General features: G+C 69.6%; 9 protein-coding genes. 3 read left to right on the top strand and 6 right to left on the bottom strand.

The annotated features are described in order from the left end of the window. Window positions 1–16 precede the first annotated feature (16 nt). The 3 genes from rpoB to QJ852_22830 all read left to right on the top strand — a co-directional run bounded on the left by rpoB (window position 17) and on the right by QJ852_22830 (window position 8383). Window positions 17–3526: a DNA-directed RNA polymerase subunit beta gene (gene rpoB / locus QJ852_22840; GenBank protein ID WGX95976.1), complete on the top strand. Its 3510-nt coding sequence runs from the start codon at window positions 17–19 to the stop codon at window positions 3524–3526. A gap of 88 nt (window positions 3527–3614) precedes the next feature. Continuing rightward, entirely contained in the window at window positions 3615–7493 is a 3879-nt protein-coding gene (locus tag QJ852_22835; protein WGX95975.1) for a DNA-directed RNA polymerase subunit beta', read from the top strand. Window positions 7494–7828: 335 nt separating this feature from the next. Continuing rightward, window positions 7829–8383: a Uma2 family endonuclease gene (locus QJ852_22830; protein WGX95974.1), complete on the top strand. Its 555-nt coding sequence runs from the start codon at window positions 7829–7831 to the stop codon at window positions 8381–8383. Window positions 8384–8466: 83 nt separating this feature from the next. Here QJ852_22830 and QJ852_22825 read toward each other — a convergent pair whose 3' ends face one another. The 6 genes from QJ852_22825 to QJ852_22800 are packed head-to-tail and all read right to left on the bottom strand — an operon-like array spanning window position 8467 to window position 15993. Further along, window positions 8467–9207 (bottom strand): hypothetical protein, encoded by a 741-nt coding sequence (locus tag QJ852_22825; GenBank protein WGX95973.1) that lies wholly within the window; start codon window positions 9205–9207, stop codon window positions 8467–8469. Continuing rightward, window positions 9204–10976: a hypothetical protein gene (locus tag QJ852_22820; GenBank protein ID WGX95972.1), complete on the bottom strand. Its 1773-nt coding sequence runs from the start codon at window positions 10974–10976 to the stop codon at window positions 9204–9206. The genes QJ852_22825 and QJ852_22820 overlap by 4 nt, the downstream gene beginning before the upstream one ends. A gap of 34 nt (window positions 10977–11010) precedes the next feature. Beyond that, window positions 11011–12561: a hypothetical protein gene (locus QJ852_22815; GenBank protein ID WGX95971.1), complete on the bottom strand. Its 1551-nt coding sequence runs from the start codon at window positions 12559–12561 to the stop codon at window positions 11011–11013. Further along, window positions 12558–13775: a hypothetical protein gene (locus QJ852_22810; GenBank protein ID WGX95970.1), complete on the bottom strand. Its 1218-nt coding sequence runs from the start codon at window positions 13773–13775 to the stop codon at window positions 12558–12560. The genes QJ852_22815 and QJ852_22810 overlap by 4 nt, the downstream gene beginning before the upstream one ends. Further along, window positions 13772–15286, bottom strand: coding sequence for a hypothetical protein (locus QJ852_22805; GenBank protein WGX95969.1), 1515 nt, complete (start codon window positions 15284–15286; stop codon window positions 13772–13774). The genes QJ852_22810 and QJ852_22805 overlap by 4 nt, the downstream gene beginning before the upstream one ends. After that, the gene (locus QJ852_22800; protein ID WGX95968.1) at window positions 15283–15993 is read right to left on the bottom strand and encodes a hypothetical protein; all 711 of its coding nucleotides are present in this window, start codon (window positions 15991–15993) and stop codon (window positions 15283–15285) included. Before QJ852_22800 ends, QJ852_22805 begins: the two co-directional genes overlap by 4 nt. Window positions 15994–16004: the final 11 nt, after the last annotated feature.

Raw genomic sequence — 16004 nt, 5'->3', positions numbered from 1 at the left:
CGTCGAAGGACAACTCTTGGCCGCGCGCACCACCCCCGGTAAGTCCCGCATCTCTTTCGCGAAGATCCAGGAGCCGATGGCGCTCCCGAGGCTTCTCTCGCTCCAGACCGACAGCTTCGACTGGCTGATCGGCAACGAGGCCCACAAGTCCCGGATCGAGGCCCGCCTGGCCGAGGGCCAGGACGCCACCCACAAGTCCGGCCTCGAGGAGATCTTCGAGGAGATCTCCCCGATCGAGGACTTCTCCGAGACGATGTCGCTCTCGTTCGAGAACCCGGTCTTCTACGACCCGAAGTACACCGTCGACGAGTGCAAGGAGAAGGACCTCACCTACTCCGCCCCGCTCTACGTCTCCGCCGAGTTCACCAACAACGAGACCGGCGAGATCAAGGGCCAGACGGTCTTCATGGGCGACTTCCCCCTGATGACCCCCAAGGGCACCTTCGTCATCAACGGCACCGAGCGGGTCGTCGTGTCCCAGCTCGTCCGCTCGCCCGGCGTCTACTTCGAGCGCACCGCCGACAAGACGTCCGACAAGGACATCTACACCGCCAAGCTGATCCCGAGCCGCGGCGCGTGGCTGGAGTTCGAGATCGACAAGCGCGACATGGTCGGCGTCCGCCTCGACCGCAAGCGCAAGCAGAACGTCACGGTCCTGCTCAAGGCCCTCCAGGCCATCGCCGAGGACACCGGCGAGGAGTACGACTACGAGGCCGTCATGGCCGACCTGCGTCAGTTCGAGTCGATCCAGCTGACCGAGGAGAAGGACAACACGCAGGGGCCCGACGACGCCCTGCTCGACATCTACCGCAAGCTGCGCCCGGGCGAGCCGCCGACGCGCGAGGCCGCGCTGACGCTGCTGAAGAACTACTACTTCAACCCCAAGCGCTACGACCTCGCCAAGGTCGGCCGCTACAAGGTCAACAAGAAGCTCGGCCAGCACGAGGCGTTCGACCAGCAGACGATGACGATCGCCGACATGGTGGCGACGATCAAGTACATCGTCCAGCTGCACAACGGCGACGAGTTCGTGGCCGCGATCGGCGGCGAGATCCGCAAGGACGCCGACGGCAAGGACCTGCCGGTCCTCGCCGACGACATCGACCACTTCGGCAACCGCCGGATGCGCACCGTCGGCGAGCTGATCCAGAACCAGCTCCGCACCGGCCTGGCCCGGATGGAGCGCGTGGTCCGCGAGCGGATGACGACCCAGGACGTCGAGGCGATCACGCCGCAGTCCCTCATCAACATCCGTCCCGTCGTCGCGGCGCTGAAGGAGTTCTTCGGCACCTCGCAGCTCTCGCAGTTCATGGACCAGACCAACCCGATCGCGGGCCTGACGCACAAGCGCCGCCTCTCCGCGCTCGGCCCGGGTGGTCTGTCCCGTGACCGCGCCGGCATGGAGGTCCGCGACGTCCACCCGTCGCACTACGGCCGGATGTGCCCCATCGAGACGCCGGAAGGCCCGAACATCGGTCTGATCGGCTCGCTCGCGTCGTACGGGCGGATCAACCCGTTCGGCTTCGTCGAGACGCCCTACCGCAAGGTCGAGGCCGGTGTGGTCACCGACCAGATCGACTACCTGACCGCCGACGACGAGGACCGCTACGTCATCGCGCAGGCCAACGCGGCGCTCGACGCCAAGGGCCGCTTCGCCGAGGACCGCGTGCTGGTGCGTCAGCGCAACGGCGAGGTCGCCGAGGTCCCGGCCGACGACGTCGACTACATGGACGTCTCGCCGCGCCAGATGGTGTCGGTCGCGACGGCCCTGATCCCGTTCCTCGAGCACGACGACGCCAACCGCGCGCTCATGGGCGCCAACATGCAGCGTCAGGCCGTGCCGCTCATCCGGAGCGACAGCCCGATCGTCGGCACCGGCATCGAGTTCCGGGCCGCGGTCGACGCGGGCGACGTCGTGGTGGCCGACAAGGCCGGTGTCGTCAAGGAGGTCTCCGCCGACCTCGTCGAGACGATGAACGACGACGGCACCTACTCGTCGTACCGTCTCGCGAAGTTCAAGCGCTCCAACCAGGGCACCTGCATCAACCAGCGACCGCTGGTCGAGGCGGGGGACCGGCTCGAGGTCGGTTCGCCGATCGCCGACGGTCCGTGCACCGACAACGCGGAGATGGCGCTGGGCACCAACCTGCTCGTCGCGTTCATGCCGTGGGAGGGCCACAACTACGAGGACGCGATCATCCTCAGCCAGCGCCTGGTGCAGGAGGACGTCCTCACCTCGATCCACATCGAGGAGCACGAGGTCGACGCCCGCGACACCAAGCTGGGGCCGGAGGAGATCACCCGCGACATCCCGAACGTCAGCGAGGAGATGCTCGCCGACCTCGACGAGCGCGGCATCATCCGGATCGGCGCCGAGGTGTCGACCGGTGACATCCTCGTCGGCAAGGTCACGCCCAAGGGCGAGACCGAGCTGACCCCCGAGGAGCGCCTGCTCCGCGCGATCTTCGGAGAGAAGGCGCGCGAGGTCCGCGACACCTCGATGAAGGTGCCGCACGGCGAGTCCGGCACGGTGATCGGCGTGCGCGTCTTCGACCGCGAGGAGGGCGACGAGCTCCCGCCGGGCGTCAACCAGCTCGTCCGCGTGTACGTCGCGCAGAAGCGCAAGATCTCCGTGGGCGACAAGCTCGCCGGCCGCCACGGCAACAAGGGCGTCATCGCGAAGATCCTGCCGATCGAGGACATGCCGTTCATGGAGGACGGCACGCCGGTCGACGTCGTGCTCAACCCGCTGGGTGTGCCGCGACGGATGAACATCGGCCAGATCCTCGAGCTGCACCTCGGCTGGCTCGGCAAGCAGGGCTGGCACATCGACGCCGACCTGCAGGACGCCGACTGGGCCCAGCGGCTCACCGCGATCGGCGTCGCCGAGGCCGCACCGAACACGAAGGTCGCCACCCCGGTCTTCGACGGCGCCCGCGAGGACGAGATCACCGGCCTGCTCGGCCAGACGCTGCCCAACCGCGACGGCGTCCGGATGGTCAAGGAGACCGGCAAGGCCAGCCTGTTCGACGGCCGCTCCGGCGAGCCGTTCAAGGACCCGGTCTCGGTCGGCTACATGTACATCCTCAAGCTCCACCACCTGGTCGACGACAAGATCCACGCGCGCTCGACCGGCCCCTACTCGATGATCACGCAGCAGCCGCTGGGCGGTAAGGCCCAGTTCGGTGGCCAGCGGTTCGGCGAGATGGAGGTGTGGGCGATGGAGGCCTACGGCGCCGCCTATGCCCTCCAGGAGCTGCTCACCATCAAGTCCGACGACGTGCCCGGTCGCGTCAAGGTCTACGAGGCCATCGTGAAGGGCGAGAACATCCCCGACTCGGGCATCCCGGAGTCGTTCAAGGTTCTCGTCAAGGAGATGCAGTCGCTCTGCCTCAACGTGGAGGTGCTGTCCCAGGACGGCACCACCATCGAGATGCGCGACGCGGAGGAGGACGTCTTCCGCGCCGCCGAGGAGCTCGGCATCGACCTGTCCCGCCGCGAGCCCAGCTCGGTCGAAGAGGTGTGAGTCGCGGGGCGCGCCCCACCGGGCGCGCCCTGCCTCCACCCCCAACCAACTTCACTTTTCTCAGATCCAACGAAGGGTTGCAGCCATCGTGCTCGACGTGAACTTCTTCGACCAGCTTCAGATCGGCCTGGCCACCGCGGACGACATCCGGACGTGGAGCCACGGCGAGGTCAAGAAGCCGGAGACCATCAACTACCGCACGCTCAAGCCGGAGCGTGACGGCCTCTTCTGCGAGAAGATCTTCGGTCCCACCCGGGACTGGGAGTGCTACTGCGGCAAGTACAAGCGGGTCCGCTTCAAGGGCATCATCTGCGAGCGCTGCGGCGTCGAGGTGACCCGCTCCAAGGTGCGCCGCGAGCGGATGGGCCACATCGAGCTCGCCGCCCCGGTGACCCACATCTGGTACTTCAAGGGTGTCCCGAGCCGACTGGGCTACCTGCTCGACCTGGCGCCGAAGGACCTCGAGAAGGTCATCTACTTCGCCGCCTACATGATCACCTCCGTCGACGAGGACGCGCGGCACCGCGACCTGTCCGACCTCGAGGGCAAGATCGGCCTGCAGCGGCAGTCCATCGAGAAGCGCCGCGACGCCGGCCTCGAGGACCGCACCAAGAAGCTGGAGGAGGACCTGGCCGCGCTCGAGGCCGAGGGGGCCAAGGCCGACCAGCGCCGCAAGGTCCGCGACGGCGCCGAGCGCGAGCTCAAGCAGCTGCGCGACCGCGCCCAGCGCGAGCTGGACCGCCTCGACGAGGTCTGGGACACGTTCAAGACCCTCAAGGTGCAGGACCTCATGGGTGACGAGGTCCTCTACCGCGAGATGAAGAACTGGTTCGGCAAGTACTTCGAGGGCCACATGGGCGCCACGGCGATCCAGAAGCGCCTGCAGAGCTTCGACATCGAGGCCGAGGTCGAGAACCTGCGCGAGACCATCGCGACCGGCAAGGGCCAGCGCAAGGTCCGCGCCCTCAAGCGGCTCAAGGTCGTCGACGCGTTCCGCAAGACCGGCAACAAGCCGGAGGGCATGGTCCTCGACGCCGTCCCGGTCATCCCGCCGGACCTGCGCCCGATGGTGCAGCTCGACGGTGGCCGGTTCGCGACGTCCGACCTCAACGACCTCTACCGCCGCGTGATCAACCGCAACAACCGCCTCAAGCGGCTGCTCGACCTCGGCGCGCCGGAGATCATCGTCAACAACGAGAAGCGGATGCTCCAGGAGGCCGTCGACTCGCTGTTCGACAACGGCCGCCGCGGTCGTCCCGTCACCGGCCCGGGCAACCGGCCGCTGAAGTCGCTGTCCGACATGCTCAAGGGCAAGCAGGGTCGCTTCCGTCAGAACCTGCTCGGCAAGCGCGTCGACTACTCGGGGCGTTCGGTCATCGTGTCGGGTCCGCAGCTCAAGCTGCACCAGTGCGGTCTGCCCAAGCAGATGGCCCTGGAGCTGTTCAAGCCCTTCGTCATGAAGCGGCTCGTGGACCTGTCGCACGCGCAGAACATCAAGTCCGCCAAGCGGATGGTCGAGCGGGCCCGCCCGGTCGTGTGGGACGTCCTCGAAGAGGTCATCACCGAGCACCCCGTGCTGCTCAACCGTGCGCCCACCCTGCACCGCCTCGGCATCCAGGCCTTCGAGCCGCAGCTGATCGAGGGCAAGGCCATCCAGCTCCACCCGCTCGTCTGCACCGCGTTCAACGCGGACTTCGACGGCGACCAGATGGCCGTGCACCTGCCGCTGTCCGCCGAGGCCCAGGCCGAGGCGCGGATCCTGATGCTGTCGACCAACAACATCCTCAAGCCGTCGGACGGCCGTCCGGTGACCATGCCGACCCAGGACATGATCATCGGCCTGTTCTTCCTCACCACCGAGCGTGGCGAGGCGACGGTCGAGGTCGACGGCGAGACCCGCCTGCGCACGTTCATGTCCCCGGCCGAGGCGATCATGGCCTACGACCGCGGCGAGATCGCGCTGCAGGACAAGGTGCGGATCCGGCTCAGCGACTACGCCCTCGAGGGCGTCGCGGACGGCGAGGCGACCATCGTCGAGACGACCCTGGGCCGCACGATCTTCAACGACGCGCTGCCGGCCGACTACCCCTACGTCAACGAGGAGGTCGGCAAGAAGCGCCTCGGCGCGATCGTCAACGACCTCGCCGAGCGCTACCCCAAGGTGGTCGTGGCGGCGTCCCTGGACGCCCTCAAGGACAACGGCTTCCACTGGGCGACCCGCTCCGGTGTGACGGTGTCGATCGCCGACGTGATCACGCCCCCCAACAAGGCCGAGATCCTGGCCGAGCACGAGGGCGCGGCGGCGAAGATCCAGAAGCAGTACGAGCGCGGTCTGGTCACCGACGAGGAGCGCCGCCAGGAGCTCATCGAGATCTGGACCAAGGCGAGCCAGGAGGTCGGCAAGGCCCTGCGCTCCACCTTCGAGGCCAACCCGACCAACCCGATCTACGTGCAGGTGCACTCGGGAGCCTCGGGTAACTTCAACCAGATCAACCAGGTCGGCGCCATGCGTGGTCTGGTGGCCAACCCGAAGGGCGAGATCATCCCGCGGCCGATCAAGGCCAACTTCCGCGAGGGTCTCTCCGTGCTGGAGTACTTCATCTCCACCCACGGCGCCCGCAAGGGACTGGCGGACACCGCGCTGCGGACCGCCGACTCGGGCTACCTGACCCGTCGTCTGGTCGACGTGTCGCAGGACGTCATCATCCGTGAGGACGACTGCGGCACCGAGCGGGGCCTGCCCAAGGTCATCGGCGTGACCGACGAGAGTGGCGTCGTGGTCAAGGACGAGAACGCCGAGACCGCGGCGTACGCCCGTTCGGCGGCCAAGGAGATCACCCACCCGACGACGGGCGAGGTGCTCGCGGTCGCCGGTGAGGACCTCGGTGACGTCAAGATCGCCGAGCTGATCGAGGCCGGCATCGAGCAGGTCACGGTCCGCTCGGTGCTGACCTGCGACGCTCGCACCGGCACCTGCGCGAAGTGCTACGGCCGCTCGCTGGCCACCGGCAAGCTCGTCGACATCGGTGAGGCCGTCGGCATCATCGCGGCGCAGTCCATCGGTGAGCCCGGCACGCAGCTGACGATGCGTACCTTCCACACCGGCGGTGTGGCCTCGGCCGACGACATCACGCAGGGTCTGCCCCGTGTGGTCGAGCTCTTCGAGGCCCGCACCCCCAAGGGTCACGCCCAGATCTCCGAGGCCGCCGGCCGCGTGCAGATCGAGGAGACCGACAAGGCGCGCATCATCGTCGTCACCCCCGACGACGGCAGCGACGTCAAGGAGTACCCCGTCTCCCGCCGCTCGCGTCTGCTCGTCGAGGACGGCGGCCGGGTCGAGGTGGGCGACAAGTTCACCGCCGGCACCGAGGACCCGAAGGAGGTGCTGCGCATCCTCGGCGTCCGCCGTACGCAGCAGCACCTCGTCGACCAGGTCCAGGAGGTCTACCGGTCGCAGGGTGTGTCGATCCACGACAAGCACATCGAGATCATCGTGCGGCAGATGCTGCGCCGGATCACGGTGCTCGAGTCGGGCGACACCAACCTGCTCCCGTCCGACCTCGTCGACCGGGTCCGCTTCGAGGAGGAGAACCGCCGCGTGGTCTCCGAGGGCGGCAAGCCGGCCTCGGGTCGTCCCGAGCTCATGGGCATCACCAAGGCCTCGCTCGCGACCGAGTCGTGGCTCTCGGCGGCCTCCTTCCAGGAGACCACCCGGGTCCTCACCGACGCCGCGATCAACGGCCGCTCCGACAGCCTGCGTGGTCTGAAGGAGAACGTGATCATCGGCAAGCTGATCCCGGCCGGCACCGGCCTGGAGCGCTACCGGAACATCCGGGTCGAGCCGACCGAGGAGGCGCGCGCCGCGGCGTACGCCGTCACGGGCTACGAGTCCTACGACTACGAGTTCGGCAACCAGGGCCAGGCCGTGGCGCTGGACGACTTCGACTTCGGTTCCTATCAGAACTGAGTTGAACTGGCCGAGCGTGTCGCTCGTTCCTCGCGCCACGCTGCCGGCCCGCGGCCGGGTGACGGAGATGGCTGAGTAGGACTGGCGGCAAGACGACCGGAGCGGAGGAACGCCGATTCCTCCGCTCCGGTCGCTCGTTCCTCGCTCCCTGCGCTCCGTCGCTCGGCGTCCCTCCGCCACCGGTTTCGCCCCAAGGCCCTCCCGAGCGCTGCTCGGGAGGGCCCTCGTCTTGTCTGCGGACGACTGTGGAGAGCCGTTTGCGGGCAGGTCGGCGTGCCCGCAGGATCGACGCATGACTCGGACCGGAGAGGCGGTGCACAATGGGCGTCATGACGGTGGACCTCGACCTGCCGCAGGGGCAGGTGCTGACGGCGTACGACGTCTGGCAACTGTGGGAGCCGGATCGCCGGCTCGAGCTGATTGACGGGGTGGTCACGGTCATGGCGGGGCCGTCGATCGAGCACCAGCGCACGCAGATGCGGCTGATCAAGCTGCTGCTGTCGGCGCTGCCGGAGCACCTGGAGGTGCTGGCGGCGCCGTTCGACATCCTGTCGGCGGACACTGCCGTGCAGCCGGACGTCATGGTGATCGATCCCGCCGCGGTCGTGGGAACGGACCCGATCGAGGTCTGCCCACTGCTGGTGGGCGAGATCCTCTCGCCGAGCACGGCGCTCTACGACCTGAACACGAAGTACAAGCGCTACGAGCGGGCCGGGATCCCTTCGTACTGGGCGGTCGACCCGCTGGCGGGTCGGCTGATCGTGTGGGAGCTGCGCGACAACGTGTACGAGACGGTCGTGGACCGCACGGGCGATCGGCCATGGACCGCGACATCGCCGTTCCCGGTGACTGTGGTGCCGTCGGCGCTGGCGTCCGCGAGTGAGCGCTGACCCGCCGAAGGCCCTCCCGAGCGCAGCTCGGGAGGGCCGTCGTCCTTTCCTCTCGGGTGTGGGTTCCTCCGTGGGGGAGAGGACTAGCGGCGGACTCGCCTGACCGGTGAGACCGAGACGAGGTCGGTCTGGCCGGGCGCGGAGGCGGTGACCCGGACGCTGAGCTTGCGCCCGCGGTCGGCCTTGCGGATCCGGTACGTCGCCGTGGTGGCCTTCTTGATGGGCTTGTTGCTGCGCAGCCACTGGTAGGAGTAGGTGCTGGCAGGTGCGGTGAGCTGAGGGAGGACGGCGCGGAGCCTCGCACCGACCTCGGCCCTGCCCTTGAGCGCGGCGGCCGTCGTGGCCATCCACGCCGAATCGGTCGTCGGCGTGGTCGGGGTGGTCGGGGTGGGCATGGTCGGGGTGGGCGTGGTCGGCCCGCCCGGACGGGCCTGCACGATCACCCAGGGCAGCCCAGCGTTGCCTGCGTTGAACGCGCAGGGCAGCGTGACAGAGCGGTAGCCCGGATGGCTGTAGGACTGCTCGCAGGAGATCCGGGACCCGAGCAGCTCCGCGGTGAGCAGGAGGCGATGGCCCGTATCGCCCCGCGTGGTGTCGTCGATCGTCCAGAGCGTCTCGACGTACTGGGGGTCGGGGAGGAGGCCGGCGCGAGTGACCGTCAGAGCCTCGCCGACATAGGGGACCTCCGGCACCGAGGGGTTGGGGCCGTAGTAGTAGAAGTTCTTCAGGTCCTCGCCCGCCGCGCTCTGTTGACCCGCCGTGGTCGTGAGCACACCGCTCAGGAGCAGAAGAGGGAGCAGTGCATGTCGTCGGTGGATCGTCATCGGGGCACTCGTTTCGCCGGGCTGTGGGAGACCAGGTCGGGCCGACCTGGCGAGATCGCGGTGATGCGGACGGCGATCCTGCGTCCGCGGTCGGGCTTGCGGATCCGGTACGTCGCTCTGGTGGCCTTCTTGATGGGCTTGTTGTTGCGCAGCCACTGGTAGCGGTAGCCGGCAGCCGGCGTGGAGACCTGCGGGAGGACCGCGCGGAGAGTCTTGCCGGGCTTCGCCTTGCCCTTCATCCGGGCTGGCCCCAGCACCGACCACGCTGCGTCGCTGTCGGGGCCGTCGGTGCGGGTGCCGGGAATGGTGACGCTGGTGGCGTCGCCGGGGAAGGTGCAGGGGAGGGTGAGGTCGGCGTAGCCGGGGGCGGTGAAGACCTGATGGCAGGCCACGGCGCGGCCGGCGTGGGCGCGGGTGAGGGTGAGCTGGTTGCCGGTGGCCACGACGGCGCCGTCGACGACCCAGTGACTGCTGGCGGGCGGGGTGGTCGGGGTGACGGCGCCGTCGGTGATGGTCAGGCTGCCGCCGACATCGGCGGTGCCAGTGACCGCCGGCGGCTTCTGGGTCTGGAAGACGTGCGGCTCGACCTTGACGGAGCCGACGCGAGCGCTGACGGTGTCCAGATAGCTCGGGTCGGGGGCGATGGCGACGGCATCCATGGCGATGGTCTTGCCGAGGTCGGCCGGCTGGACGGCGTACTCCTTGCCGGTGCCGACCTGCTGACCGTCGGCGTACCACCGGTAGGTGATGCCGCTGGGCTTGGGGGCGACCTCGGCATCGGTGGCCCGGAGCACGGAGCCGGGGCGGATGGTGGCCGGGTTGCCCGCGATGGCGGGCTGTTTGTCCACCCGCAGGTCCGCTTGGATCAGGATGCCTGCCGTGGGCAGCGGACTCGTCGTGTTCTCGAAGCCGCCACCTCCGTCCGAGCAGGTCACGCGGAGCGAGATCCGCTTGCCACGGTCCCTGGGGGATGGGGTGTAGGTCGCGTTGTTGGCGATGTGGACGCCGTCGAGGTACCACGCGTAGTTGACCGCGCCGGGTGTCGGCTCGAAGATCCCACCGCTCGCGCGAAGCTGCTGCCCGACCTTGACGATGGTGGGGTCGCCCTCGATGGCGGGCGGCCTGATCAGGGTGTAGCGAGTGACGCGATAGGGATAGACGTACCGGGTGACGTTGCCGACCCGGTCGGTCGCGGTGACGGCGACGGTGTGTTCTCCGTGCTGGGAGGTGTCGACGCGGCTGCCGGAGGTGAAGGGAGCCCCGTCGTGGGTGGCGATGCAGGAGACGATCGCGCTGCTGGGGCCGCCGGGGTCGGCGCAGGAGAACTCAGCGGTGCGGGTCTCGCCGCGGGGCACTCCGGCATCGAGGCCGGTGACGATGGCGGTGGGGTCGGCGCGGTCGATGCCGACGCCGTAGCTGCGGGTGGCGGTGTTGCCGGCGGTGTCGGTGGCGGTGATCTCGATGGTGGTCAGGCCCTCGGCGGAGATGGTGACCGGGAGCAGCGCTCCGACGATGCTGCCCTCCCCGGTCTGGGCGCCGGTGAGCCGGTAGGCCAGGCGGGCGATGCCGTCGTCGTCGGTCGCTCTCAGCACGGGCGAGACGGTGTCCTGGTACCAGCCGACCCAGGCCCCCTGGCCGTCGCTGGCTCTGACGTCGACCGTGATCACCGGTGGTAGGCCGTCGGCGAGTGCGTCGGCGCGCGGGCCTGGAGCCGCGGTGAGCGCGGAGGCCAGGGTCAGGGCAAAGGCGGTGAGCAGGCGATGTCTCATGACGGGGGATCCTTGACTGGGTGCGGAGCAGGTCTCAGCGGATGCGCTTGGGCTTCGCGGTCGAGACGATGACCGCGCCGGCGGCGCTCGTGGCGGTGATGCGGACGGTGACCTTGCGTCGCCGGTCGGTCTTGCGGAGTTGGTAGGCCTTCTTGGTGGCGCCCTTGATCGGCTTGCCGCCCCGCAGCCACTGGTAGGTCCAGGACTGGGCGGGACCGGAGAGCTGGGGGAGGACGGCGCGTAGCCTCTTGCCGACGGTCGGCTTGCCCTCGACCGTCGCGGCGGTCAGCAGGCTCCAGGCAGCACCGGCGTGATCGCCCGGGGCAGGACTGCCCGGACCGGGCCCGCCCGGACCGGGCCCGCCGGGATCGGGCGCACTCGGAACGACGCGGACTCCGGGGGTCCTGCCGCTCGGCGTGTCGAAGTGGTCGGGGTGGGTGGCCACGGCCATCAGCTGGACCGACGTGCCGAGGTGCTCGACGCCGGGCGTCCAGGTTGGGCCGGTGCCGGCGAGCTTGTCGTCGACGAACCACATGAAGGTCACCTTCTCCGGCTCCGGCGAGAATGCGCCGCCGCTCGCGCGCAGGACGACACCGGGGGAGACGGTGGTGGGATCGCCCATGATGGAGGGCTGCTCCACCACGGTCATCGGCGACAGAGCGGGGCGTACCAGCACGTCGCCGACGGGCGGGGTGTAGGTCTCGCCGTACTGACTTCCGGATCCCGAGCCGTAGGCCACCACGGCGACCCGCTTGCCGAGGTGCTCCGCGGTCGGCGTGAAGGCAGGTCCGAGGGCGACGACCTGGCCGGCGGCGGTCCATTCGTAGCGGAAGGCGTCCGGCGCCGGATCGAAGACCGCGCCTCCCACGGTCAACTGCTCGCCGATCCGGACGTTGGTCGGGTTGCCGGTGATCACCGGCAGGCTGACGATCCTCAGGTCCCTGCGTCCGACCTGATAGTCGAGGACGCGCTCGGAGCGGCGACCGACCCTGTCGATGGCGGTGACCTTCAGCTGATGGGGTCCGGCCTTGGCGGTGGTGACGAGGCTCCCTGAGGTGAACGGCGCACCGTCGTTGGTCGCCTCGCATGACACGATCGCGCCGCCCGGGTCGCCGCAGGAGAACTCGGCCCGCCGGAGCTCCCCGTTCTTCAGGTTCGCGCCGTCGGTGAGACCGGTGATCGCCGCGGTCGGGTCGGTGAGGTCGATGCCGACGCCGTACGTGAGAGTGCTGGTGTTGCCGGCGTAGTCCCTCGCATGGATGCGGAACGTCGAGAGCCCCTCCTTCTCGAGCATGACATCCAGTTTCGCGGAGGAGGTGGTGCTCGCGGCGCCGGTCTGCGCGCCGGCGAGCGAGTAGGAGAGATAGGCGACGCCGGTCCGGTCCGAGGCCCGGACGGTCGCCGCGGTCGGGGATCGGTACCAGCCGACCCACGGTCCTGTGCCCTGGCTAGGGCCGATCTCCACCCAGATGTCCGGCGGGATGGTGTCCTCCACCGGGTCGGCGTGGGCGGCGGTGGCACCGGTGAGCGAGATGGAGAGGGCGATGGCGAGGAGGACCGCCCCTCGGTACACGAACCTTGTCATCGGCGTACCTTCCGTGGAGTGCTGACCGAGACGGTGTCCGGTCGGTGGGCGGTGATGGCGGTGACGCGGACGGCGACCTTGCGCCTCGCGTCGGCCTTGCGGAGCTTGTACGACGCGTGGGTCGCGCCCTTGATGGGCCTGCCGTTGCGCAGCCACTGGTAGGCGTACGACGTGGCGGGGCCGGAGAGCCGCGGAGGCACGGCGCGCAGCCGCTTGCCCACGCGGGCATTGCCCTCGAGCGAGGCCGGCTTCAGTACGGTCCACGCCTGGTCGGTGACAGGGGCGGCTGCCGGCAGCACCCGGACCGCATGTTCGTTGTCGATGGTGGCGTCCTCGTAGCCCGGACGTGTGCCGGAGGCCTGCACCCGGATCAGGCGGTCGACGTTGTCGGGTCGCACGACGTACGACGGGCCCTCGGCGAGGACCTCGTTGTCCTGCACCCAGCGGTAGGTCGTGGTCGACTCGGGCTTGAACCGACCCCCGATGGCGGTCAGAGTCTCGCCGACGCGGACGGTTCCCGGGGCGCCGACGATCTCTGGCGGGCTGACCACCGCCAGGCGGGGATCGAGCACGGCGTAGGAGTACGTTTCCTCGACCCGGCGTCCTACCGCGTCGGTCGCCGTGACGGTGACGGTTCTGGGGCCGTTGCTCTCCGTCGGGATCGGCTCCCCGGAGGCGAAGGGCACCTCTCCGATCCGGGCCTCGCAGGAAACGACCGCCGTAGGCTGGTCGGCGCAGGTGTAGGTCAGCCGGCGCACCTCACCTCGTCGGATGATGTCGCCGTAGGCGTCGCCGCCGAAGGTGACGGTCGGGTCGGTGAGATCGATGCCGACGCCGAAGGTGCGGCTGGACTCGTTGCGGGCGGGGTCGCGCGCGGTGACGGTGACGGTGGTGATGCCCTGGACGAACACGTCCTTGGTGATGTCAGTCCCGGCGCTGCCGGCGGCTCCGGGCTGCGCTCCGATCATCCTCCAGTTGAGTGAGGAGACATGGGTGTCGTCCGTGGCGGACATGACGATCGTGACCGGGGCGGCGTACCAGCCTGCCCACGGACCCGTGCCGGGGCTCTCGGCCATGCTGATGTGGATGGTCGGTGGCGTGACGTCGTCGGCCTGGCTGCCAGCGCCGTGGGCAGGGACGGCGATGCCCGCCCCGGTCCACACCAGCGCGAGCGTCGCGAGGAGCCGGCAGCTCCGGATGCGGCGGCGCGTCACCGGCGCACCTTCTTGGCGGCCGAGACCGAGACGACGTCGGGTCGGTGGGCCGTGGAGGCGGTCACCTGCACGGCGACTCTGCGCCGGGCGTCGGCCCTACGGAGCTTGTACGCCGAGCCGGTGGCACCCGCGATCGGCTTGCCGTTGCGCAGCCACTGGTAGGTGTGACTGCCGGCCGGACCGGACAGCTGGGGCAGCACGGCGCGGAGCCTCTTGCCGACGGTCGCCTTGCCCTTGAGGGCGGTGGGCACCAGCACGCTCCAGGCGGAGTTCGTGCCCGGCGGCACGGGAGTCCCCGACACCGTCACGCTGGTCGAGCCGTCGGCGAAGACGCACGGGACCCGAGCCTCGGCGTACCCCGGCCGGGTGTAGGTCTGATGGCACTCGACCGTCGCGCCGACATGGTCGCGGGTCAGCGGAAGGCTCGGCGAGTCGGTCTCCACCACCGCACCGTCGATGGTCCAGTAGTTCGAGATGATCTGAGGCCGCGGTGCGATCGCGGGCTGGACGATCCTGAGGGTCTCGCCCTCGCGCGCCGTGCCCGACACGACGGGACGGCCAGCCACGTCGAACATGCCGGACGCCGCCAACACACTGCCGACCACCGGCGTCGTGGCGGTCTCGTGCTCAGCGCGGTGGCCGGTGGCGTAGAGGGAGATGCGCTTGCCGACGTCCTCGGGCTTCACCTGGTACGCCGGCGTGACCACGTCGGGGCGGCCCTCGACCTTCCAGTGATAGTCCACCCGGGTTGCGGCAGGGGCGAAGGTGCCACCGTGCGCGAGGAGGACGGTGCCGACCTGCGCGGTCGTGGGGTTGCCGTCGATGGTCGGGTTGCCGGTGACCTGCAGCGGTGGGTCGACGACGGTATAGGTGAAGGTCCGCTCCGTCATCCGGCCGACCGCGTCGACGGCGGTGACGTGGATCGCGTAGCTGCCGTTGACGACGGTGGGGACCGGCTCCCCGAACCCGAACCGGTCCTGGCCGATGCGGGCCTGGCACGAGACGACCGCCGTCGGCACGTCCGCGCAGGTGATCGCGAGACGACGCTCCTCGCCCCGGCGGATGGGTTGGCCGTTCGCCGCGCTGCCGCCGAAGGTGATCGTCGGGTCGGTCAGATCGAGGCCCACGCCCCAGGTCTCGGCCGCCTCGAGTCCGGCGAGGTCGGTCGCCACGACCTTGGTGGTGGTGACGCCCTCGGTGGTGAAGGTGAGGGAGGTGCCCTCGCTCCCGACCCGGCCGGTGTCCTCGTGTGCACCGGTGCGCCACCACTCGATGCGACCGACGCCGATGTTGTCCGAGGCGTTGACCTGCATCGTCACCGGGCCGCTGTACCAACCGCTCCAGGCTCCCTCGCCCGGACTGGTGGGGATGTCGAGGTGGACCTCCGGCGGGGTGACGTCCCACAGCGACCCTCCCGGATCGGGGGCCGCGGCCCGTGCTGGGACCGTCGAGGACGTCGCCGCGGCGGCCGCCGCGGCGACCACGGCGGCGGCGATGGCGCGGCACCTCATGACTGCGCCGCGGTGATCGGGCTACGACCGAGTGCGAGCCAGATACCGGCCACGATCAGGCCGACGATGATCATCGACGGCAGCCCGGGCACGCCGGTGACGAACACCGCGACCAGCAGCGCGGACGCGAGCAGTGCCGAGAGCGCACCGAGGCCACGGGAGACCAGCCGCTCGCGGAAGGCCATCCAGGCCAGGCCGTACGCCGAGGCGAGCAGCGGGATGAAGGCGATATAGGGGCTGAAGTCGGTCATGATGTAGTAGCTGTAGACGCCCGCCGCGTCGTAGGTGTCGCCCTCGGCGCCGGTCGGGAGGTAATTGCCGACCGCTCCGCGCCAGCCGTAGGTCAGGGTGACCAGGGCGGCGGTGGCGAGCACGCCGTAGGACACCGCGGTGGCGCCGGAGGACCCGGGGAACCGGCGCTCGACCCGGTGCCGCCACAGCACGGCGGCCGCGATGAGCAGCAGCGCGAGGACGTAGCCCACCGCGCCGGAGAGCCGGTAGGGAACGTGGTCGAGGCCGAGCACGTCCTCGGCGGTCACGGGGTAGTCGAAGTCGCCGTTGCCGTCGGGCCGACCCTCGAGGAAGAGGGCGATGACACCGAGCAGCCCGCACAGGGAGATGAGCAGCGGCCAGGCGGTGAAGCCGCCGCCGGCCGAGGTGTCCGATGACGCGGGCGCGGAGGAGGACAGGGGAGTGGTCTCGTTCATGCTCCGAGACT

The sequence above is a fragment of the Nocardioides sp. L-11A genome, assembly GCA_029961745.1.
In the GTDB taxonomy this organism is placed as follows: domain Bacteria; phylum Actinomycetota; class Actinomycetes; order Propionibacteriales; family Nocardioidaceae; genus Nocardioides.
The sequence above is the reverse complement of the archived record's forward strand: the minus strand, read 5'-3'. Positions and strand labels throughout refer to the sequence as shown.